The sequence below is a fragment of the Aquitalea aquatilis genome, from assembly GCF_005155025.1.
GTDB lineage: Bacteria > Pseudomonadota > Gammaproteobacteria > Burkholderiales > Chromobacteriaceae > Aquitalea > Aquitalea aquatilis.
The window spans coordinates 2,953,390-2,971,700 of sequence record NZ_CP039731.1; the positions used below are offsets into that span (position 1 = coordinate 2,953,390).

The 18,311-nt window shown below is 59.7% G+C and carries 22 protein-coding genes; 10 read left to right on the top strand and 12 right to left on the bottom strand.

What is annotated here, in order from left to right; translation table 11 throughout:
• The first annotated feature begins 4 nt into the window (after positions 1 to 4).
• From FAZ30_RS13930 to FAZ30_RS13945, 4 genes are read left to right on the top strand one after another with little or no spacing between them, the layout of a single operon-like run.
• Positions 5 to 211, top strand: coding sequence for a hypothetical protein (locus tag FAZ30_RS13930; RefSeq protein ID WP_137009642.1), 207 nt, complete (start codon positions 5 to 7; stop codon positions 209 to 211).
• The gene (locus tag FAZ30_RS13935) at positions 208 to 951 is read left to right on the top strand and encodes a metal ABC transporter ATP-binding protein (protein ID WP_137009643.1); all 744 of its coding nucleotides are present in this window, start codon (positions 208 to 210) and stop codon (positions 949 to 951) included. Before FAZ30_RS13930 ends, FAZ30_RS13935 begins: the two co-directional genes overlap by 4 nt.
• Entirely contained in the window at positions 951 to 1,826 is an 876-nt protein-coding gene (locus FAZ30_RS13940; RefSeq protein ID WP_124643439.1) for a metal ABC transporter permease, read from the top strand. Before FAZ30_RS13935 ends, FAZ30_RS13940 begins: the two co-directional genes overlap by 1 nt.
• A 9-nt stretch (positions 1,827 to 1,835) precedes the next feature.
• Complete coding sequence (locus FAZ30_RS13945; RefSeq protein WP_137009644.1) at positions 1,836 to 2,723, top strand: metal ABC transporter substrate-binding protein; 888 nt, start codon at positions 1,836 to 1,838, stop codon at positions 2,721 to 2,723.
• 57 nt (positions 2,724 to 2,780) lie between these two features.
• Here FAZ30_RS13945 and FAZ30_RS13950 read toward each other — a convergent pair whose 3' ends face one another.
• The gene (locus tag FAZ30_RS13950; RefSeq protein ID WP_137009645.1) at positions 2,781 to 3,452 is read right to left on the bottom strand and encodes a sulfite exporter TauE/SafE family protein; all 672 of its coding nucleotides are present in this window, start codon (positions 3,450 to 3,452) and stop codon (positions 2,781 to 2,783) included.
• A 298-nt stretch (positions 3,453 to 3,750) separates the two neighbouring features.
• Here FAZ30_RS13950 and FAZ30_RS13955 point away from each other — a divergent pair, with 298 nt between their 5' ends.
• Positions 3,751 to 4,530 carry an enoyl-CoA hydratase gene (locus tag FAZ30_RS13955; protein ID WP_137009646.1) on the top strand — a complete coding sequence of 260 codons (780 nt, stop codon included), beginning with the start codon at positions 3,751 to 3,753 and terminating at the stop codon, positions 4,528 to 4,530.
• 86 nt (positions 4,531 to 4,616) lie between these two features.
• On the opposite strand, the gene FAZ30_RS13960 is transcribed toward FAZ30_RS13955, so the two are convergent.
• The 8 genes from FAZ30_RS13960 to FAZ30_RS13995 form a co-directional block, all read right to left on the bottom strand.
• Positions 4,617 to 5,399, bottom strand: a complete 783-nt coding sequence (locus tag FAZ30_RS13960; protein WP_124643443.1) for a peptidylprolyl isomerase — start codon at positions 5,397 to 5,399, stop codon at positions 4,617 to 4,619.
• Between the two features lie 35 nt (positions 5,400 to 5,434).
• Positions 5,435 to 6,223, bottom strand: coding sequence for a peptidylprolyl isomerase (locus FAZ30_RS13965; protein WP_124643444.1), 789 nt, complete (start codon positions 6,221 to 6,223; stop codon positions 5,435 to 5,437).
• Positions 6,224 to 6,242: 19 nt separating this feature from the next.
• On the bottom strand, positions 6,243 to 6,509 hold the full coding sequence (locus tag FAZ30_RS13970; RefSeq protein ID WP_124643445.1) for a BolA family protein: 267 nt from the start codon (positions 6,507 to 6,509) through the stop codon (positions 6,243 to 6,245).
• Entirely contained in the window at positions 6,506 to 6,808 is a 303-nt protein-coding gene (locus FAZ30_RS13975) for a YciI family protein (RefSeq protein WP_124643446.1), read from the bottom strand. Before FAZ30_RS13975 ends, FAZ30_RS13970 begins: the two co-directional genes overlap by 4 nt.
• Positions 6,808 to 7,341, bottom strand: a complete 534-nt coding sequence (locus FAZ30_RS13980) for a septation protein A (RefSeq protein WP_124643447.1) — start codon at positions 7,339 to 7,341, stop codon at positions 6,808 to 6,810. The genes FAZ30_RS13975 and FAZ30_RS13980 overlap by 1 nt, the downstream gene beginning before the upstream one ends.
• Positions 7,342 to 7,409: 68 nt before the next feature.
• Complete coding sequence (locus FAZ30_RS13985) at positions 7,410 to 8,351, bottom strand: SPFH domain-containing protein (protein WP_124643448.1); 942 nt, start codon at positions 8,349 to 8,351, stop codon at positions 7,410 to 7,412.
• Positions 8,352 to 8,353: 2 nt separating this feature from the next.
• Positions 8,354 to 8,791: an NfeD family protein gene (locus FAZ30_RS13990; protein ID WP_124643449.1), complete on the bottom strand. Its 438-nt coding sequence runs from the start codon at positions 8,789 to 8,791 to the stop codon at positions 8,354 to 8,356.
• Positions 8,792 to 8,858: 67 nt separating this feature from the next.
• Positions 8,859 to 9,053, bottom strand: coding sequence for a hypothetical protein (locus FAZ30_RS13995; protein WP_124643450.1), 195 nt, complete (start codon positions 9,051 to 9,053; stop codon positions 8,859 to 8,861).
• A gap of 40 nt (positions 9,054 to 9,093) precedes the next feature.
• On the opposite strand from FAZ30_RS13995, the gene FAZ30_RS14000 reads away from it, so the two are divergent.
• Both FAZ30_RS14000 and FAZ30_RS14005 read left to right on the top strand, forming a co-directional pair.
• Positions 9,094 to 9,684 (top strand): IMPACT family protein, encoded by a 591-nt coding sequence (locus FAZ30_RS14000; protein WP_124643451.1) that lies wholly within the window; start codon positions 9,094 to 9,096, stop codon positions 9,682 to 9,684.
• A gap of 66 nt (positions 9,685 to 9,750) precedes the next feature.
• Positions 9,751 to 10,680 (top strand): exopolyphosphatase, encoded by a 930-nt coding sequence (locus tag FAZ30_RS14005; protein WP_124643452.1) that lies wholly within the window; start codon positions 9,751 to 9,753, stop codon positions 10,678 to 10,680.
• A gap of 65 nt (positions 10,681 to 10,745) precedes the next feature.
• Here FAZ30_RS14005 and FAZ30_RS14010 read toward each other — a convergent pair whose 3' ends face one another.
• Positions 10,746 to 11,405: an HAD family hydrolase gene (locus tag FAZ30_RS14010; protein ID WP_124643453.1), complete on the bottom strand. Its 660-nt coding sequence runs from the start codon at positions 11,403 to 11,405 to the stop codon at positions 10,746 to 10,748.
• Between the two features lie 113 nt (positions 11,406 to 11,518).
• Here FAZ30_RS14010 and FAZ30_RS14015 point away from each other — a divergent pair, with 113 nt between their 5' ends.
• The 3 genes from FAZ30_RS14015 to FAZ30_RS14025 all read left to right on the top strand — a co-directional run bounded on the left by FAZ30_RS14015 (position 11,519) and on the right by FAZ30_RS14025 (position 15,109).
• Positions 11,519 to 12,160, top strand: a complete 642-nt coding sequence (locus FAZ30_RS14015) for a nucleotide-binding protein (protein WP_233578415.1) — start codon at positions 11,519 to 11,521, stop codon at positions 12,158 to 12,160.
• Positions 12,161 to 12,342: 182 nt separating this feature from the next.
• Positions 12,343 to 13,293 (top strand): GMP reductase, encoded by a 951-nt coding sequence (locus tag FAZ30_RS14020; protein WP_124643455.1) that lies wholly within the window; start codon positions 12,343 to 12,345, stop codon positions 13,291 to 13,293.
• Between the two features lie 208 nt (positions 13,294 to 13,501).
• Entirely contained in the window at positions 13,502 to 15,109 is a 1,608-nt protein-coding gene (locus tag FAZ30_RS14025) for a methyl-accepting chemotaxis protein (RefSeq protein WP_124643456.1), read from the top strand.
• 85 nt (positions 15,110 to 15,194) lie between these two features.
• Here the strand turns inward: FAZ30_RS14025 and FAZ30_RS14030 are convergent, their stop codons facing one another.
• Both FAZ30_RS14030 and FAZ30_RS14035 read right to left on the bottom strand, forming a co-directional pair.
• Positions 15,195 to 15,644, bottom strand: coding sequence for a MaoC family dehydratase (locus tag FAZ30_RS14030; protein WP_124643457.1), 450 nt, complete (start codon positions 15,642 to 15,644; stop codon positions 15,195 to 15,197).
• 95 nt (positions 15,645 to 15,739) lie between these two features.
• A complete protein-coding gene (locus tag FAZ30_RS14035; RefSeq protein ID WP_124643458.1) occupies positions 15,740 to 18,310 on the bottom strand; it encodes a [protein-PII] uridylyltransferase in 2,571 nt (856 codons plus the stop codon).
• Between the last annotated feature and the right edge of the window lies 1 nt (position 18,311).

Here is an 18,311-nt window from a genome sequence, read left to right on the forward strand (position 1 = left end):
ACACATGAAACATCAACATTCAAGCGATGATGCGCAGCACGGCCATGCCCATCATCACGGCGCGGCAGCCCATCAGCATCTGACTGCCGCCAATCTGCGTCCGCCGGTCAGCCTGCTGGCCATGTCAGCCTGGCAGCGCCTGGTGCTGGCCCTGCTGGTGCTGGCTGGTTTGTGGGGCGTGGTGCTGTGGGCCTTGCAGGAGGCAGCATGACAGTCATTCTCGACAACCTGACGGTGTCTTATCAGCGCCACCCTGCGGTCCATCATGTCAGCGGCAGCTTTGCCACTGGCGATGCCACGGCCATTTTCGGGCCGAACGGTGCCGGCAAGAGCACCTTGCTCAAGGCCATGATAGGTGCACTGACGCCTGACTCCGGTCATGCCCGGCTGGAAGGCTTTGCCCGCCAGGATATTGCCTATCTGCCGCAGCAGTCGGAAATCGACCGCTCGCTGCCGGTCAGTGTGCTGGATCTGGTGGCCACCGGGCTGTGGCATCGCACCGGCCCCTTTGGCAAGGTGGGGCGGGTCGGCCTGGGCCAGGCCATGGATGCACTGGAGCAGGTGGGGCTGGCCGATTTTGCGCCGCGTGCCATCTCTGCGTTGTCCAGCGGGCAGTTCCAGCGTGTGTTGTTTGCTCGCATCCTGCTGCAGGATGCGCGGCTGATCCTGCTGGACGAGCCGTTTACCGCCATGGATGCCAAGACCACCTTCGATTTGCTGGAGCTGGTCCGTCGCTGGAAAGAAGAAGGTCGCACCATCATTGCGGTATTGCATGACTACGAGCAGGTGCGGGCCTACTTCCCCCACACCTTGCTGCTGGCGCGCGAAGTGGTGGCCTGGGGGCGCACCGAGCAGGTGCTGACCGATGCCAATCTGAAACGTGCGGTGGATACCGCAGCCCACTGGCAGGACCGCGCTGCGGTTTGTCAGGTAGACGGGGTCAATGTCTGATGCAACACCTGTATGACTTGTTGATAGCTCCTTTTGTCGATTTCGCCTTCATGCGCCGCGCGCTGGCCGGTTGCCTGGCGCTGTCGCTGGGCAGTGGCCCCATCGGCCTGTTTCTGGTGATGCGCCGCATGAGCCTGATGGGCGATGCCATGAGCCATGCCGTGCTGCCCGGCGCGGCGGTTGGTTTCATGCTGGCCGGCCTCAGTCTGCCGGCCATGAGCCTGGGCGGCTTTGTTGCCGGGGTGCTGGTGGCTGTGCTGGCTGGCCTCGCCACCCGCTTTGCCGGTATCAAGGAAGACGCCAGCTTTGCGGCTTTCTACCTGTTGTCGCTGGCCATTGGTGTGCTGCTGGTGTCCAAGAGCGGCAGCAATGTCGACCTGATGCACATCCTGTTTGGTTCGGTGCTGGCGGTGGATGATGCGGCGCTCTATCTGGTGAGCGGCGTGGCCTCGGTCACAGTGATCAGCCTGGCCTTTATCTATCGCCCCATGCTGCTGGAAAGCCTGGATCCGGTATTCCTGCGCTCGGTGGGTGCCCGCGGCGGCTTGTGGCACATGGCTTTCCTGATGCTGGTGGTGCTGAATCTGGTTTCCGGTTTCCAGGCGCTGGGTACGCTGATGGCGGTGGGCCTGATGATGCTGCCGGCGATCACGGCGCGGCTGTGGTCGGAATCGGTGGAGGGCATGCTGGTGATGGCGGTGAGCGTGGCCTTTGTCAGCGGCATGGCCGGTTTGCTGCTGTCTTACCATTTCGAGTTGCCGTCCGGTCCCGCCATTATTCTGGTGGCTGGCCTGTTCTATCTGTTTTCCCTGCTGTTCGCTCCGGCGGGCGGTGCCTTGCCGCGTTATATCCGTGCGCGGCATTTTGAATCCTGAGGAGATGGCATGAAAAAAAGCCTGTTTGGCTTGTTGCTGCTGAGTCTGCCGGCCTTTGCGCTGGCGGCGAAGCTACCGGTGGTGGCCAGTTTCAGTATTGTTGGCGACATGGCCCGTGAAATCGGCGGCGATCGGGTGGATGTGGTGTCGCTGGTTGGTCCGGATCAGGATGCTCATGTGTTTCAGCCATCGCCTGCCGATGTGAAGAAACTGTCGGCCTCCCGGCTGTTTGTCACCAACGGTTTGGGACTGGAAGGCTGGATGGGACGCCTGACCAAGGCTTCCAGTTTCAGGGGTGTGCTGGTTGAGGCGGGCAAGGGCATCAAGACGCGCATGGCGCCAGAGGAAGAGGGCGAAGCGCATGGTCATGATGCGGTTGACCCGCACGCCTGGCACGACCCGCAGCGCGTGCAGGTGTATATCCGCAATATCACCGCCGGCCTGATCAAGGCTGACCCGCAGGGTAAGGCAGATTACACCCGCCGTGCGGCGGAGTTTGCGGCCAAGGTCAAGCAGCAGGACGACTGGGCGGCCAAAGAGTTTGCGGCTATTCCTGCGGCCAAGCGCAAGATGCTGACCTCGCACGATGCCTTCGGCTATCTGGGTGAGCGCTACGGCATCAAGCTGCTGGCTATCCAGGGGGTGAGCACAGAGGCCGAGGCCTCGGCCAAGGGCGTAGCGCAACTGGTGCGGCAGGTACGGCAGGAAAAGGTCAGTGCTGTCTTCATGGAAAACATGACCGACAAGCGCCTGCTGGAGCAGCTAACCCGCGAGGCCAAGGTGAAAATCGGTGGCGAGCTGTATGCTGATGCGCTGTCCAAGCCTAGTGGCCCGGCTGGCGATTATCTCAAGCTGTTTCACTACAATGTGGAAACCATCCTGAAGTCCATTCGCTGACTTTGCAGTCGCTCGCGTCTCAAGCCAAAAGCCGTCGCACTAGCGTGACGGCTTTTTTTAATGACCGGCCGCCAGTAGCAGCAAGCGCGTCAGCCCCATGCCAGCCACCAGCAAGCCAGCCAGCAGGCGCACCAGCCTTTGCTGCAGCCACTGGCGCAAGGTATCGGCAAACACGCCCATCAGCAGCAGATTGGGCAGCGTGCCCAGGCCGAAGGCCAGCATCAGCAAACCGCCCTGAGTGGCTTTGCCACTGGCCAGGGCGGACAATGACGCACTGTATACCAGACCGCAGGGCAGCCAGCCCCACAGCGTGCCAGCCAGCAGTGCGCCGCGCGGGCTGCGGATGGGGAGCAGGCGTGTCAGCAAGGGTTGCAGGCGCGCCCATACCGGGCGGCCCAGTTTTTCCAGTGCGGTAATGGCGGAAGACAGGCCGGCCAGATACAGGCCCATGGCGATCAGCATCAGGTTAGCCAGTACCAGCAGGGCAAGCTGTGCCGGCCGTGCGGTCAGCAGGCTGAGGCCGGCACCAGCCAGGCCACCAAGTGCGGCTCCAATCAGCACATAGCTGCCAATGCGTCCGACATTGTAGGAAAGCAGGATCAGCCAGCGCTGTTGCCCGGCCGGCAGGTTCAGGGTGAGTGCGGTGATAATGCCGCCGCACATGCCCATGCAATGCCCGCCGCCCAGCAGGCCAGTCAGGAAAATGATCCAGAAATTTGTTTCTAACATGCGACAGCCTGTTGCTTAAACCTCTATTCTAACAGAGCGGCCAGCGGGCCGGATTGCCTGAATATTAGGCAAATTGTGACATGGTAATAGTAAAAAAAACGCAAATTCTGTTTGGCATTTATGTGCGCAGCCATCTAGAAAAAAAGTTGAGCATATTGGCAATCCGCGCTGGAAAAAGGTGGTGCAAGCCCTGAGAATGCTCATTCTTTCCTGTCGGTATCGGGGATGGTCTGGTTAACAAGGCCACGCGGGCAGGAGCCGCAATGTGTACGACCCATAGAGAAACTGAGGAAACTACATGGCCAAGTATTTGACGCTTGAACATCTGGGCCAGTCTGCAATCATCACCATCAATCACCCTCCCGCCAACTTGTGGACCATCGCCAGCCTGCAAGAGTTGGCCGAGCTGATGTCAGCCCTGCAGTCGGACAAGAGCGTGCGCTCGGTAGTGATTACCGGAGCGGGCGAAGCCTTTTTCTGTGCGGGGGCTGACCTGAAACTGCTGGCTACCGGCAGCAAGCAGGAGGCCACGGCACTGCTGGATGCTTTTGCAGCTGCTTTTGCCGCCGTGCGCAGCTACACCGGCGTTACCGTGGCTGCCATCAATGGCTACGCGCTGGGCGGCGGCCTGGAGTGCGCGCTGATGTGCGACTACATGGTGGTGGAACGCGGTGCCAGGCTGGGCCTGCCGGAAGCCAAGGTCGGCCTGTTGCCGGCAGGTGGTGGCTGCAAGAGGCTGGCTGACAAGGTGGGTGTGTCCTGGGCCAAACGCATGATTCTGGGCGGTGAGATTGTCGACGCGCAAAAGGCCTACGATATTGGTCTGGTCGAGGAGATTGTCGACCCCGGCTTTGCCAAGATCATCGCGGTCAGTCTGGCTGGAAAAGTGGCCAACCAGGCACCGCTGGCGGTGGCTCGCGCCCGGCAGCTGATCGAGGACAGCGTGAATCTATCGCTGGAGCAGCATCTGCAGCAGGGGCGGGCAGCCTTGCTGGAACTGGTGGGTGAAGAAGAGCAGCTGGAAGGCGTGGCGGCTTTTCTGGGCAAGCGCGCACCGGGCTGGTCCGACGAGAACTGACCCCGCCAGAAGCAAGCCAGTAAAAAAGGGATGCGTGAGCATCCCTTTTTTATGTGCGTCAGCCAACAGGCCGGGCAGGTGGCAGATTACTGCTGGATCTTGGCCTGGGCTTTCAGGTCGCCCACGTATTTTTCGATACGTGCACCCATGATGCGCTGGGTCAGCTGCGGGCGGGCATCGTCCAGCGACGGCACATTGCGTTCGGTGCGCACGTCGTCCAGCTTGATGATGTGCCAGCCAAACTGGGTTTTCACCGGCTTGGCAGTGACCTGACCCTTGCTCAGCTTGGCCATGGCCTCGGAGAATTCCGGTACGAAAGTACCGGCTTCTTGCCAGCCCAGATCGCCACCAGTGGCCTTGCTGCCCGGATCCTTGGATTTTTCCTTGGCCAGCAGGTCGAAGGCCTTGCCCTTGCGCAGGGACTCGATCACGGCCTTGGCTTCCGCTTCGCTGGCTACCAGGATGTGACGGGCGTGGTATTGCTTGGTTTCCGGTACCGAAGCCACCAGCTTGTCGTACTCAGCCTTCAGCTGGTCGTCAGTCACCGGGTTGGCTTTCTGGAAGTCCTTGATCACACGGTTGGCCAGGGCCATGGCTTCCATGTTCTGCAGTTCGGCCTTGAAGTCGGCAGCTTTGTCGATGCCCTTCTTGATGGCTTCCTGGCGCAGTACTTCTGCGGTAATCAGCTGATCCTTGACCATGTCCTTGGTCTTGTCGTCAGCGGCCTGACCCTGGGCTGCCATCATTTGCACGACGGCATCGATGCGGGCCTGGGAGATTTCATTGCCATTTACGGACGGGCCGGCAGCCAGTACGACGGTGGTGCTCAGGGCGGCCAGCAGGGCGCTTGCCAGCAAAGTCTTGCGCATGATGTATTCCTGTTGTTACTTGCAGTGGTGTGGTGTTACTGGATTTTCGCCTTGCCGCGCAGATCTTCCACGGCCTTGCCGATGGCTTCTTCCTGCAGCTGACGCTCGATTTGCGGTTTTACTTCTTCCAGCGGCGGCAGCTTGGCATCGCGTACATCGTCAACCTTGAACACGATCCAGCCCACGCGGGTCTGCATCGGCTTGCTGCTGATCTGGCCCTTGTTCAGACCCTTCAGCACTTCTGCCAATTGCGGCTCCATGCGGGCCAGATTGCCCCAGCCCATGTCGCCGCCATTTTGCTTGGCTGCCGGGTCGATCGAACGGCTCTTGGCCAGTTCTTCGAACTTGCCGCCCTTTTTCAGGCTGTCGATGATTTTCTGTGCTTCGGCTTCGCTAGCCACGGTGATCTGGTGCGCATGCACGTCTTTGGTGCCAGTGAACTTGCTCTGGGTCTGGGCGTAGCGTTCCTGCAGCTGGGCATCGCTGATTTTCACCTGCTTGACCAGGTCGGCAAACAGCGCTTCACGCAGCATGTCCTGGCGTACTTCGTCCAGACGCTTGGTAAAGGCCGGCTGCTGGTCCAGCTTGCGGCTCTGGGCTTCCTGCAGGATGACTTCGCGATTGATCAGGGTGTCCTTTACCTGCTGGCGCAGGGCCGGGGAGTCTTGCACATTGCCATTGCTGTTCTGAACCACCAGGGCAACGGCGTTGTCCAGGTCGGTCTTGTCGATAGCCTTGCCATTGACCATGGCAATGGATTCAGCCATGGCTGGAACACTGATGCTGGCTGCCAGCAGCAGGGCGGCGATACGGGAGTTTTTCATGGATAACTCTTTCTCGAAGTCAAAGTTCGTCGGGTGTCAGCGCACGAATAGCCAGTGCATGAACCTGGGTTTTCATCAGATCGCCCAGCGTGGCGTATACCAGACGGTGGCGGGCCACGCTGTTCAAGCCGGTAAAGCGGCTGGAGACAATCAGGACATCGTAGTGGCCGCCACCGGACCGCGCGCCGGCATGACCGGCGTGGGCGGCGCTGTCGTCATGGATTTCCAAGTGTTCGGGCTGCAGTGCCTGCAGGGCCGCTTGCAGCAGGGCGACGCTGTCGCTCATGCCGGGAATACCTTGCGGAAGGGCTTAACTTCCACCGCGGCGTACACGCCGGCGGCAACATAGGGGTCGGCATCGGCCCAGTTGCGGGCTTCTTCCAGACTGGAGAATTCGGCCACGATCAGGCTGCCGCTAAAGCCGGCACTGCCCGGATCAATGCTGTCGATGGCCGGGCAGGGGCCGGCCAGTACCAGGCGGCCTTGTTCCTGCAGGGCGGAAAGACGAGCCAGATGTTCAGGACGGGAGGCCAGCCGCTTGTCCAGACTGCCGGGATGATCCTGGCCGCTGATGATGTACAGCATTATTTTTTATCCTCGATGTATTTGGACAGGAACAGGCTTTGCGCGATGACGAATACCACCATCAGGCCCAGACTGCCGAACAGCTTGAAGCTCAGCCAGATTTCACGGCTGAAGTTGAAGGCAACATACAGATTCAGTGCGCCCATGGCGCTGAAGAAGGCGGCCCAGGCATAGGCCAGCTTGCGCCAGATGACTTGTGGCAGCTGGATTTGTTCGCCCATCAGCAGTTTCAGGCCGTTCTTGCCCAGCAGGTCGCTGACCAGCAGGGCAATGGCCATCAGCCAGTACAGCACGGTGAATTTCCAGATGATGAACAGATCGTTGTGCGAAATGACGGTAGCCGCACCCAGGGTGACGCTGAGGATCAGGTTGATCCACTGCATGGCGTCCACCTTGCGGTGTTTGAACCAAGTCCAGGCGAACAGCAAGGCGGTGGCGGCAACCAGCACCTTGGTGGCGAGGAACATGTCGTGGGTGATCAGGTAACTGCCGAAAAACAGGGCTACCGGAAGAAAGTCGGATAAAAATTTCATGCGGCTGATTATGGGGGCAGCCTGCCCGTTATACAAGACAGGGCAAGGCTGACGTCATGTTGAAAATGTTAACGATTGCTTTGCTTCACCACGCTTAGGGCGGTGGCCACCAGCGAGCTGACATCGGCCACATTGGCGGGCAGGATGACGGTGTTGTTCTGCTTGGCCAGCTGGGCGAAGGCCGCGACATATTGCTCGGCTACCTTCAGGTTGACCGCTTCGATGCCGCCGTCCACCTTGATCGACTCGGCCACGCGGCGCACGGCGTCGGCCGTGGCATCGGCCACCAGGCGCAGTGCCTCGGCCTCGCCCTGGGCCTTGTTGATGGCGGCCTGCTTGTTGCCTTCGGAATTATTGATGGTGGCCTGCATCTCGCCCTGTGATTTCTGGATGGCTGCTTCGCGGGCACCGTTGGCCAGGTTGATCTGCTCCATCTTCACCCCTTCGGACTGGGCGATGCGGGCGCGCTTTTCCCGCTCGGCGGTGATCTGTGCCTGCATCGAGTGCAGGATGTCCTGCGGCGGTACCAGGTCCTTGATTTCATAGCGCAATACCTTCACCCCCCAGTTGATGGCGGCTTCATCGAGCGAGGCCACCACGATCTGGTTGATCTCGTCGCGTTCTTCGAAGGTTTTGTCCAGTTCCATCTTGCCGATGACCGAGCGCAGCGTGGTTTGCGACAGCTGGGTGATGGCCAGCAGGTAGTCGCTGGTGCCATAGGACGCGCGCTGCGGATCGGTGACCTGGAAGTACAGGATGCCGTCCACTTTCAGCTGGGTATTGTCGCGGGTGATGCAGATCTGGCTGGGTACATCCAGCGGTACTTCCTTCAGGCTGTGCTTGTAGGCCAGGCGGTCGATGAAGGGGATGAGGATGTTGAGGCCCGGCGTCAGCGTGGCGTGATAACGGCCCAGGCGTTCGACAATATAGGCATGCTGCTGCGGGACTACCTTGACCGACTTGATGATGAATACCACTACGGCCAGGAACAGAATGATGACGAATTCCATGATTATCGGGTTTCCGTTTGCGTGAGGGAGAGAATCAGCACATTGCCGTCGCGGCTATGGATATAAGCCTGCATGCCTACCTGCCAGGGGCCGTCACCGGCAAGCTGAGCCTGCCATTCGGTGCCGCGATAATGTACACGGGCCAGTCCGCCATCCAGCAGTGCGCTGATGCGTACCGTCTGGCCGATATCAGGATCATCCGCCGGCCGAATAGTGTGATTGCTGCGGCGCTGACGGGTGCGCCAGCGTGCCACGCAGAACACCCCGATGCTGCCGCTAAGGCTGGCCAGCAACCAGCAGATCGCCTCGCTGGCACCGGCCAGGCTACCCAGCCCGGCAACCGCCAGGGCAATCGCCAGCACCAGCAGGTAGAAGGTGCCCGACATGAATTCTGCAATCAGTGCCAGCAGGGCGGCGACCAGCCAGATGGTATGGGTCAAGGTTAAGCGTCTTTCATGACGATAGATTTGGCATTCTCATGCCGAATGCGGCGGCTGACAACTGCTTTCAGTAGTGATCACGGTCGGGCAGGTATCTGGCCAGCACGGCTTCTTGTTCCCTATCAAGCCAGCACTTGTCCAGTGCCAGCCAGAGTGCTTCCACTAACAGGGCAAGGACAATCAGCAGGGCTTGCATGGTGTGGCTCCCTTTGGTGATGTTGGCCTGCTTGCGCAGGCAGCTGGTGTGGAATGGCGTTACCATGCAGGCCAATCCATCAGCTTTGACCATGGAAAGCGTAATAATGTTTCAGCTGGCAGCGCCTGTCGTGGCGGAAATCGAAATCAAGAAAAGCCGCTTCATCGCCGCTTTGTATCCGGTACAGAGCCGGGATGAGGCCCTGGTGCATCTGGCCGCCCTGCGGCGACAATGGCCTGATGCCCGCCATTACTGTGCGGTGCTGCTGGTGAGTGGTGACTCCATGCTGGATGATGACGGCGAGCCGTCCGGTACGGCGGCCCGCCCCATGTACAACGTGTTGATGCACAAGCAACTGCACAATGTACTGGCGGTGGTGGTGCGCTATTTCGGCGGTATCAAGCTGGGGGCGGGTGGCCTGGTGCGCGCCTATACCCAGGCGGTCAATGCGGCATTGCAAACGGCGCTGCTGCAGCCGGTGGTGCTGATGCAAAGCTGTCTGGCCCGGGTGGGTTTTGCCAGTGAATCACGCTTGCGCCATTGCTGTGCCGAGCTGGCAATCAGTGTGATCGCGGTCGAATATGGCGAGCATGTCGTGTTGACGCTGTCGATGCCGCAGGCGCAGAGCCAGGCGCTGCAAACTCGCTTGTACGATCTGCTGGCGGGTGAGGTATATTTCATGACGGATGAGAGTTGATGTGGCCTGTCGCCGCGGGGTGGCAGGTTTGTATCGCGGGTATGTTTTGATCTCGGGGAGAAAATAATGTCGCAACAGCAATACCGCCTGGTAACGCGCAGTGATTTTGACGGCCTGGTCTGCGCCGTGCTGCTGAACGAGCTGGGCATGGTGAATGAAATCAAGTTTGTTCACCCCAAGGATATGCAGGATGGCAAGGTGGAAATCACCGAACGTGATATCACCACCAATCTGCCGTATGTGCCGGGCGCCTATCTGGCCTTTGATCACCACCTGTCGGAGACGCTGCGCAACGGCCAGCACGATAACCACATCATCGATCCGTCAGCACCATCCGCGGCGCGTGTGGTGTACGACCATTTCGGCGGCAAGCAGGTGTTTACCCGTATCAGCGACGAAATGATGGATGCGGTGGACAAGGCCGATTCTGCCCAGTTTTCCCGCGACGAAATCCTTAATCCAACGGGTTGGGTATTGCTCAATTACCTGATGGATGCCCGCACCGGGCTGGGCCGTTTCCGCAATTTCACCGTCAGCAACTATCAACTGATGATGGACCTGATCGGCTATTGCCGCGATCACAGTATTGAAGAAATTCTGGCCCTGCCCGACGTCAAGGAGCGGGTTGATCTGTATCGGGAATACGAAGAGCAGGCCCGCGAACAGATCCAGCGCTGTGCCCAGGTGCATGACAATCTGCTGCTGCTTGATCTGCTGCAGGAAGAAACCATCTACCCGGCCAACCGCTTTCTGGTCTATGCCATGTACCCGCAGTGCAATATCTCCATCCACATGATGTGGGGTCTGAACAAGCAGAACATCGTGTTTGCCACCGGCAAGTCGATCATCGACCGCGGCTGCCGTACCAATGTTGGCGCGCTGATGCTGCAATACGGCGGTGGTGGCCATGAGGCAGCCGGTACTTGCCAGATTGGCGTCGAGCAATATGAAGATGTACGTGACGAGCTGATCGCCCGCATTTGTGCAGAGGGTTGAAGCCCGGCAAGGCGTGAAAAGGGGCCGCTGCATTGCAGTGGCCCCTTTTCCTTGGGAGCAGTGGTTTACAGTGTCTGTAGCAGTGCCAAGGCCTGGTGCAGGTCTTCGCATACCGCCAGCGCACCGGCTGTTTCATGTGCGGCTGGCTTGACCATGTCCGGCACCAGAATCACCCGCATGCCGGCAGCCAGCGCCGCCTGCATGCCGATCAGCGAATCTTCCAGTACCACGCAGGCTTGCGGTGTGATGTCCAGCAGGGCTGCTGCGGCCAGATAGACGTCTGGTGCGGGTTTGGTATTGGCTACTTCGTCGCCGGCAACGGTGTGCTGGAAATAAGGCCCCAGCCCGGTACGTTGCAGTTTGAGATCACACATCAGGCGCTGGGTGGAGGTGGCCACTGCGTGTGGAATGGCCTGGCTTTGCACCCAGTCCAGCACCTCGATGATGCCGGTCTTGAGCTTGAGTTCACCCGTGCTCATCAGCTGATGGTAGTGGTGGCGGCAGCGCTGGCTCAGTTTCTCGGCAAGGCTACGGTCCTGAAAGTGGGCAGCGACATGGTCGAGGCTCTTGTTTACCGACAGCCCGACCATGCCCAGGATCACATGTTCGGGGATGGGAACGCCGATTTCAGCGGCAGCGCGCAGCCAGGACTGGCCGCTGACGCTCTCGGTGTCGATCATCAGACCATCCATGTCGAACAGGATGGCTTGCATGTTTGAATTCATTGGTTTGCTTTCCTCCAGCGTGTCAGCCTAATGTGGCAAGCCCCTGCCTGCAAGCATGATGACTCTGGTATAGTGGGTCGATCACCAAGTGAGCGAGGTCCATTGTGCAGTCTGTGCTGGTAGCGAATCCTAAGGGTGGTAGTGGCAAGTCAACTTTAGCCACCAATCTGGCAGGTTACTTTGCCTGTTCCGGTCGTAATGTCATGCTGGGCGACGTGGATCGTCAGCAGTCCTCATTGCGCTGGTTGCAGGAAAGGGCTCCGACATTGCCGGCGATTCAGGGCTGGGAAGTGTCTGCCGGTACGCCGGCCAAGCCGCCCAAGGGGACTGAAGTCATCGTTCTGGACAGTGGTGCCGGCTTGCACGGCAAAAAAATGGCCTCCCTGATCGCGCGGGTCGAGCGCATCATCATCCCGATTCAGCCTTCTCCTTTCGATATGTGGGCCAGTGGCGAGTTTTTTGAACAGCTGCTGGCGGAAAAAGCGGTCCGCAAGAACAAGGTATTCATGGCTGTAGTTGGCATGCGGGTTGATCCGCGCACCCGTTCGGCCAAGGAGCTGGAGCGTTTTCTGGCCGAGCACGATGTGCCGGTACTGAGCTGGCTGCGTGATACCCAGCTGTATGTGCAGGCGGCGGCTTCTGGCATGACCTTGTTCGACTTGCCAGCTTCGCGCACCCAGAAGGATAGGGATGCCTGGAAGCCCATTTTGCAGTGGTTGGGCGAGCCGCAAGATGGTTGCTGGTTCGATAAATAAATCTTCACTTGAAGAAATAATTGCTTGACGTGAAGAAATTGCCGGCGTAGATTTGGTTCGACATTGCGTGCGAGCCCAAGAGAGGCGTCGCAGGAGAATCCGTAAACGGGAGCCCATGAGGCTCCCGTTTTTTATTGGGGCCCCTGCATTTTTATCGACTACAGCCTGAAGGGAATACTTGCATGATTACTACCGAACTGAACTATGGCGACGTGTACCTCGTCCCCAAGAAAACCGTTGTCGACAGCCGCAAGGAGTGCGATACCTCGGTGCAATTCGGACCGCGTCGCTTTGACATGCCGATCTACCCTTCGAATATGAAATCGGTAGTCGATGAGGAAACCTGCGAAGCGTTTGCCCGCCTGGGCTGGTTCTACACCATGCACCGCTTCAATGTGGATGCTTGCCGCTTTACGGCAGCCATGCAGGAAAAAGGGCTGTTTGCTTCCATCAGTGTTGGCGTCAACGACGATACCTTGCAGCAACTGGCTGAGCTGAAAGCCGCCGGTCTGACGCCGGAATACATCACCCTGGACGTGGCCAATGCCTGGTGTGTCAAGGCCGAGCGCATGATCAAGCACATCAAGCAGCAGTTTCCCGGCAGCTTCCTGATTGGCGGCAATATCGCCACGGCCGAGGCAGCGCGTGATCTGGAAAGCTGGGGCTGCGATGCCATCAAGGCGGGGATTGCCGGTGGTCGTGTCTGCATTACCAAGAACAAGACCGGCTTTCATCGCCCGATGGTGAGTACGGTCAAGGACTGCGCTGCTGCGGTGCAGGTGCCGGTGATTGCCGATGGTGGCATCGTCGAGCATGGCGACATGGCCAAGGCCTTGGCCTGTGGTGCCAGCATGATCATGGCGGGCTCGCTGTTCGCCGGCTATGACGAGTCTGCCGGTGAAATTGTTGAAATCAACGGCAAGCATTACAAGGAGTACTTTGGCAGCGCCTCGCAGTTCAACAAGGGGGCTTATGTGAATGTCGAGGGCAAGAAAATCCTGGTGGAATACAAGGGGAGTATTGGCAAGCTGCTGCGTGAACTGAAGGAAGACCTGCAGTCATCGGTGAGCTATGCCGGCGGCCGTGATTTGGCAGCCTTGAAAAGCGCAGCCATGATCCAGGTTTCTCGCTGAAACTGTCTGTTGCTCAGGTCGCCAGTTTGTGTACTGGCGCTTGGTGCCAGCTGTTAATCCATACCCGCCTTGCGCGGGTTTTTATTTGTGCACGTGGCTGGTAATTGATGGCAGGTTTCATATGCTAAGGCTAGTGCTTTGTTGTTAGAATGAGCTGATTAAATAATTTGTTTCAAATAATTAAAATTAGCGTAAGAAAACACATCAAATGAAGATCAATCTGCCTGTCACCACCAATGAGTTGAGCGTCGATCCTGTCAATCCCATCGTCACCAAGACGGATGTGAAGGGCAGCATCACTTACGCCAACCGTGCCTTTATTGAAATCAGCGGTTTTAGCGAAGCTGAGCTGCTGGGCAAGAACCACAATATGGTGCGGCATCCGGACATGCCGGTGGAAGCCTTCGCTGACTTGTGGGATACGGTAAAGGCAGGCAAACCCTGGCGCGGCATTGTGAAAAATCGGGCCAAGAACGGTGACTTCTACTGGGTGGAAGCCTATGTCACGCCGATTACCGAGCACGGCCGCATCGTGGGTTATATGTCGGTACGCTCCAGGCCGTCACGGCAGGATGTGGACGGGGCGGCTGCGCTATACCGGCAAGTGATGGACAAGCAGGCGACCCTGCCTTCCACGCTGCAGCGCTATGCCAGGCAGCGCGATGTGCTGAAAATCGCCCCGGTACTGGCCTTGCTTGGCTCGACAGTAGCCGTGGTTTCGTTTTTCCTGCCTGACTCCATGCAGCTGGTGCGTGAAACCGTGGGGGTGGGCGGCAGCCTGCTGGCACTGGGGAGTGCTGCCTGGGCTTGGTTGCGCATACGTTCTGCGCTGGCTGTGCTGGATGGCCGTTTCCAGGACTTGCAGGAAGGCCGGCTGGATCATGCCATCCAGGCGCATGAAGGTGGCTTGCTGGGCAAGGTGCTGGCTTCGCTGGAGGCCTTGCGCATTCATTACCGCGCCACCATTGCCGATGTGATGCGCGCCAGCCATTACACCAAGCAGCAGGCACATGGGCTGCTGGATGACATGCATGCGCTGCAGGAGCGCTCGGTGGAGCAGCGCCAGGGCTTGAATCAGATCAGCCACAATATGGAGTCCCTCAGCCTGGCGGTGCAGGATGTGGTGCGCTTGGCCGAACACAATCAGCAAGACTCGCAACACACCCAGCAGGTGGCGCGCGAAGGGCGGCAGACCATGGATGCGGCGACGACAGCGGCGCAGCGGGCGGTGAGCGTGGTGTCGCAGTCACGTGGTGCCATGGTGGAGCTGGACGAAGCGATGATCCGCATCCGCAGCATGACCACGCTGATCCGCGAGATCGCCGATCAGACCAATCTGCTGGCGCTGAACGCGGCCATTGAGGCCGCCCGAGCCGGAGAAATGGGTCGCGGCTTTGCCGTGGTGGCCGATGAGGTAAGAAAGCTGGCCGAGCGCACCACCAAGACCACAGACTCCATTGGCGGCATCGTCGAGGAAATCGGCAAGATTACCCATTCGGCCGTCAGCAGCATGGATGCCACGGTGGAGGAGGTGGATGAGGTCAATGGCCAGATCCGTCTGTCGTCCGGCAATCTGCAGGGCCTGATCGAGGCGGCGGAACAGTCCAGCCAGCAGGCGCAGCAGCTGGCGCGGGAGATGGGCAGCAAGTCCGACTCCATCAATGTGATGGCGGCAGCGCTGGAGCAATTGAATGCGCTGTCCGAACAGGATCTGCACACCACGCAGTCGATTGGCGACAGTGCCAGCCATCTGGCCGAGACCTCGGTCGATCTGGCGCAACTGACCGATACCTTTAGTAAATGGCAACAGCGCTGAGCGGCTACTGACGCTGGCTGAGCATGAAAAAACCTGCCCTCCCTTGCGGACGGCAGGTTTTTTCATGCGTGGTGACGGGCGGTGCTCAGGATGTGGGGTGGCAGGCAACCCAGATCGAGGTTTCCAGCTGCATGGCGATGTCGTCGTGCTGGTTGCGGGTAGTCCAGCGCAGTTGTACGACGCCAAAACCCGGCTGACTGCTCGAGCGTTTGCTGGTCAGCACTTCGATTTCCGCACGCAGGGTATCGCCCGGGCGGGTGGGCTGTGGCCAGCGCACTTCCTTGATACCCATGCCGATCAGGCCATTGGCGACATTTTTCAGCTCGCTGGCGGTGATCAGGCTCATGGTCAGGCTGCTGGTGTGCCAGCCTGATGCCGCCAGCCCGTTGAAAAAGCTGGCCTTGGCGGCTTCCGGGTCGGTATGGAAGGGTTGCGGGTCGAATTGGCGGGAGAAATGGATGATTTCGTCCTGCGTGATGGTGTGGCTGGCGGTGTGAAACCGGCGGCCGGCGGTCAGGTCTTCGAAATAGAGCATGGCATTACGTTTGCGTAAGTTGATCGCTCAGCATACGGTGGCCGGGGCCTGCGGTCAAAGCCTGTGCCGGGCTGCGGTGGGCGGCCTGGCAACATTCAGATGCGTAGGGCGGCGATCAGCGCACTTTCCAGTGCCAGCACCGTCTTGTTGTCCTTCAGGCCGGGGCCGCTGATCAGGAAGGAGTCTTCCGCACGGCTGCCCAGGGTCATGATCTTGGCCGACTGCACGCTCAGACGGTAGTCCGCCAGCACCTTGGCAATGCGGGCCAGCAGGCCGGGCCGGTCGCCGGCGACGATGGACAGGACATAGTAATTGTCCTTGTCGTCCGGGCGGATCAGCACTTGCGGCGCGATGGGGAAGTGCTTCAGATGGCGGCTGATGCGGCCGTTGGCTGGCGGTGGCGGTGGGGTTTCCAGTCGCAGGCACTCGGCCAGTTCGAATTCGATGAAGTTGATCATGTCGCGATAATCCCCGTCGTGGTGCTCGGGAATGAAGACATGAAAGGTATCCAGCGCATAGCCGTGGCGCGTGGTGTAGACCTTGGCATCGGCAATGCTGTAATTGGTGCGGCCGAAAAAGGCACAGGTACGGGCGAATAGCTCTGGCTTGTCCGGGGTGTAAATCAGTACCTGGATGCCTTCGTGGTCGTCCGACAGCCGGGCGCGCACCATGGGCGTTTCGATGTTGACGAAACGGTTGAGGATGCGGGCGTGCCAGGCGATTTCCTTGGCCTCGTGGCGCAGGAAGTACAGCATGTCCAGCTGCGACCACAGCTTTTGCTCCACGCCGGCCGGTACGGCATACAGGCGCAGCAGGCTGAGGGCTTGGGTCTTGCGTTCTTCCAGTTCCGAGTTCAGGTCCACTTCGCCGCCGCGCAGCAAGACGCGCAGGGTGGCGTTGTACAGGTCTTCCAGCAGCTTGGCTTTCCAGGCATTCCATACCTTGGGGCTGGTGCCGCGAATGTCCGCCACCGACAGCAGATACAGTGCCGCCAGCCGGCGCGGAGTCTGCGTCAGTTCGGCAAAGCGCTGGATGATGTCGGGGTCGTAGATGTCCTGCTTCTGCGCGATGCTCGACATGGTCAGATGCTGCCCCACCAGCCACACCACCAGTTCGGTATCTTCGGCCGACAGTTCGTGCTGTTCGCAGAACTCGCGGGCATCGACCATGCCCAGGGTGGAGTGATCGCCGCCGCGGCCTTTGGCGATGTCATGGAACAGGCCGGCCACATACAGCACTTCCGGGCGCTCGAAGTCGTTGATCAGCTTCGACAGGAAGGGATATTCGTGGTTGAAGGCGCTGATGGCGAAGCGGCGCAGATTGCGCACCACCATCAGGATGTGTTCGTCCACGGTGTAGACATGGAACAGGTCGTGCTGCATCTGGCCGACGATACGGCCAAAGCCCGGCAGATAACGGCCGAGTACGCCGTACAGATTCATGCGGCGCAGGCAGCGGGTGAGGCCGGGTTCGCGCAGCATCTGCATGAACAGGCGACGGTTTTCCTGATTCTTGCGGAAGCGGTCGTTGATATGGCTGCGGCCATGCCACAGCGCACGCAACATGCGCGGGGCAAAACCGGTCAGTTCCGGATTGCGTTGCAGCATGTAGAAGGCTTCCAGAATGGCTGACGGCTCTTTCTCGAATACATCCGGTCGGCGGATGCCCAGCATGCCGTTGACCGAGTAAAAGCGTTCGTTCAGGTTCTGGGTGATGCGCGGCACTTGCGAATACAGCCGGGCACGCAGATTGGGCAGCAGGATGCCGTTGAGCTGGCTCACCGTCTTGGCCGAGCGGAAATACAGCTGCATCACCTGTTCGCTGGCGCGCTTGGCTGGGGTGTCCTGCAGGCCGAAGGCCAGGCCCATGCTTTGCTGCAGGTCGAAAATCAGCCGGTCTTCGCGGCGGCGCGCCAGGATGTGCAGGTCGATGCGTAGCCGTTGCAGCTGGCGGTCGCTATGGTGGATCAGCCTGGCTTCGGCCTGGGTCAGAATGCCGCGCTGGACCAGATCGCTCCAGTTTTCGCCCAGCCCGATGGCCTTGCTGATCCACAAGATGGTGTGCAGATCACGCAAGCCGCCCGGGCTTTCCTTGATATTGGGTTCCAGATTGTTGGTGACGCCAAAATGGCGGTTGTGACGCTGCTGCTGCTCCAGTGTCTTGCCCTCGAAGAAGGCGAGCGGATCGCGCTGGCAATCGAGACGGGAAATCAGCAGATGGTAGGGCGCTGCCGCGCCGGCAATCAGGCGGTTTTCCAGCAGATTGGTTTCGATGGTGATGTCTGCAGCGGCTTCCTGCAGGCATTCTTCGACGGTGCGTACGCTGTGGCCGACTTCCAGCCCGATATCCCACATGCGGCTGATCAGTGCCGCCACCCGCTCTGGCAGCGCGGCCGGGGTGGGGCTGGGCAGCAAAACCAGCACGTCGATGTCGGAACAGGGGAATAACTGACCACGGCCGTAGCCGCCGACGGCAATCAGCGTGGCATCGGCATCCAGCCCTGCCTGTTGCCACAGCTGTTGCAGGATATGGTCCACCGCCAGACTGTGCTGCGCCAGATAGTGCTGCGGGTCGCGTTCGCCCAGATAGTGCTCAACCAGCTGTTGGCGCTGGCTGGCCAGCTGTTTGCGCAGGTCCTGGGTCAGGTCGGTGGTGGATTCTTCCATG

What these genes read in the sequence shown, in the direction of transcription:
- FAZ30_RS13930 (WP_137009642.1), top strand. Translation starts at nt 5, where the DNA reads ATGAAACATCAACATTCAAGCGATGATGCGCAGCACGGCCATGCCCAT.
- FAZ30_RS13935 (WP_137009643.1), top strand. Translation starts at nt 208, where the DNA reads ATGACAGTCATTCTCGACAACCTGACGGTGTCTTATCAGCGCCACCCT.
- FAZ30_RS13940 (WP_124643439.1), top strand. Translation starts at nt 951, where the DNA reads ATGCAACACCTGTATGACTTGTTGATAGCTCCTTTTGTCGATTTCGCC.
- FAZ30_RS13945 (WP_137009644.1), top strand. Translation starts at nt 1,836, where the DNA reads ATGAAAAAAAGCCTGTTTGGCTTGTTGCTGCTGAGTCTGCCGGCCTTT.
- FAZ30_RS13950 (WP_137009645.1), bottom strand. Translation starts at nt 3,452, where the DNA reads ATGTTAGAAACAAATTTCTGGATCATTTTCCTGACTGGCCTGCTGGGC.
- FAZ30_RS13955 (WP_137009646.1), top strand. Translation starts at nt 3,751, where the DNA reads ATGGCCAAGTATTTGACGCTTGAACATCTGGGCCAGTCTGCAATCATC.
- FAZ30_RS13960 (WP_124643443.1), bottom strand. Translation starts at nt 5,399, where the DNA reads ATGCGCAAGACTTTGCTGGCAAGCGCCCTGCTGGCCGCCCTGAGCACC.
- FAZ30_RS13965 (WP_124643444.1), bottom strand. Translation starts at nt 6,223, where the DNA reads ATGAAAAACTCCCGTATCGCCGCCCTGCTGCTGGCAGCCAGCATCAGT.
- FAZ30_RS13970 (WP_124643445.1), bottom strand. Translation starts at nt 6,509, where the DNA reads ATGAGCGACAGCGTCGCCCTGCTGCAAGCGGCCCTGCAGGCACTGCAG.
- FAZ30_RS13975 (WP_124643446.1), bottom strand. Translation starts at nt 6,808, where the DNA reads ATGCTGTACATCATCAGCGGCCAGGATCATCCCGGCAGTCTGGACAAG.
- FAZ30_RS13980 (WP_124643447.1), bottom strand. Translation starts at nt 7,341, where the DNA reads ATGAAATTTTTATCCGACTTTCTTCCGGTAGCCCTGTTTTTCGGCAGT.
- FAZ30_RS13985 (WP_124643448.1), bottom strand. Translation starts at nt 8,351, where the DNA reads ATGGAATTCGTCATCATTCTGTTCCTGGCCGTAGTGGTATTCATCATC.
- FAZ30_RS13995 (WP_124643450.1), bottom strand. Translation starts at nt 9,053, where the DNA reads ATGGTAACGCCATTCCACACCAGCTGCCTGCGCAAGCAGGCCAACATC.
- FAZ30_RS14000 (WP_124643451.1), top strand. Translation starts at nt 9,094, where the DNA reads ATGTTTCAGCTGGCAGCGCCTGTCGTGGCGGAAATCGAAATCAAGAAA.
- FAZ30_RS14005 (WP_124643452.1), top strand. Translation starts at nt 9,751, where the DNA reads ATGTCGCAACAGCAATACCGCCTGGTAACGCGCAGTGATTTTGACGGC.
- FAZ30_RS14010 (WP_124643453.1), bottom strand. Translation starts at nt 11,405, where the DNA reads ATGAATTCAAACATGCAAGCCATCCTGTTCGACATGGATGGTCTGATG.
- FAZ30_RS14020 (WP_124643455.1), top strand. Translation starts at nt 12,343, where the DNA reads ATGATTACTACCGAACTGAACTATGGCGACGTGTACCTCGTCCCCAAG.
- FAZ30_RS14025 (WP_124643456.1), top strand. Translation starts at nt 13,502, where the DNA reads ATGAAGATCAATCTGCCTGTCACCACCAATGAGTTGAGCGTCGATCCT.
- FAZ30_RS14030 (WP_124643457.1), bottom strand. Translation starts at nt 15,644, where the DNA reads ATGCTCTATTTCGAAGACCTGACCGCCGGCCGCCGGTTTCACACCGCC.
- FAZ30_RS14035 (WP_124643458.1), bottom strand. Translation starts at nt 18,310, where the DNA reads ATGGAAGAATCCACCACCGACCTGACCCAGGACCTGCGCAAACAGCTG.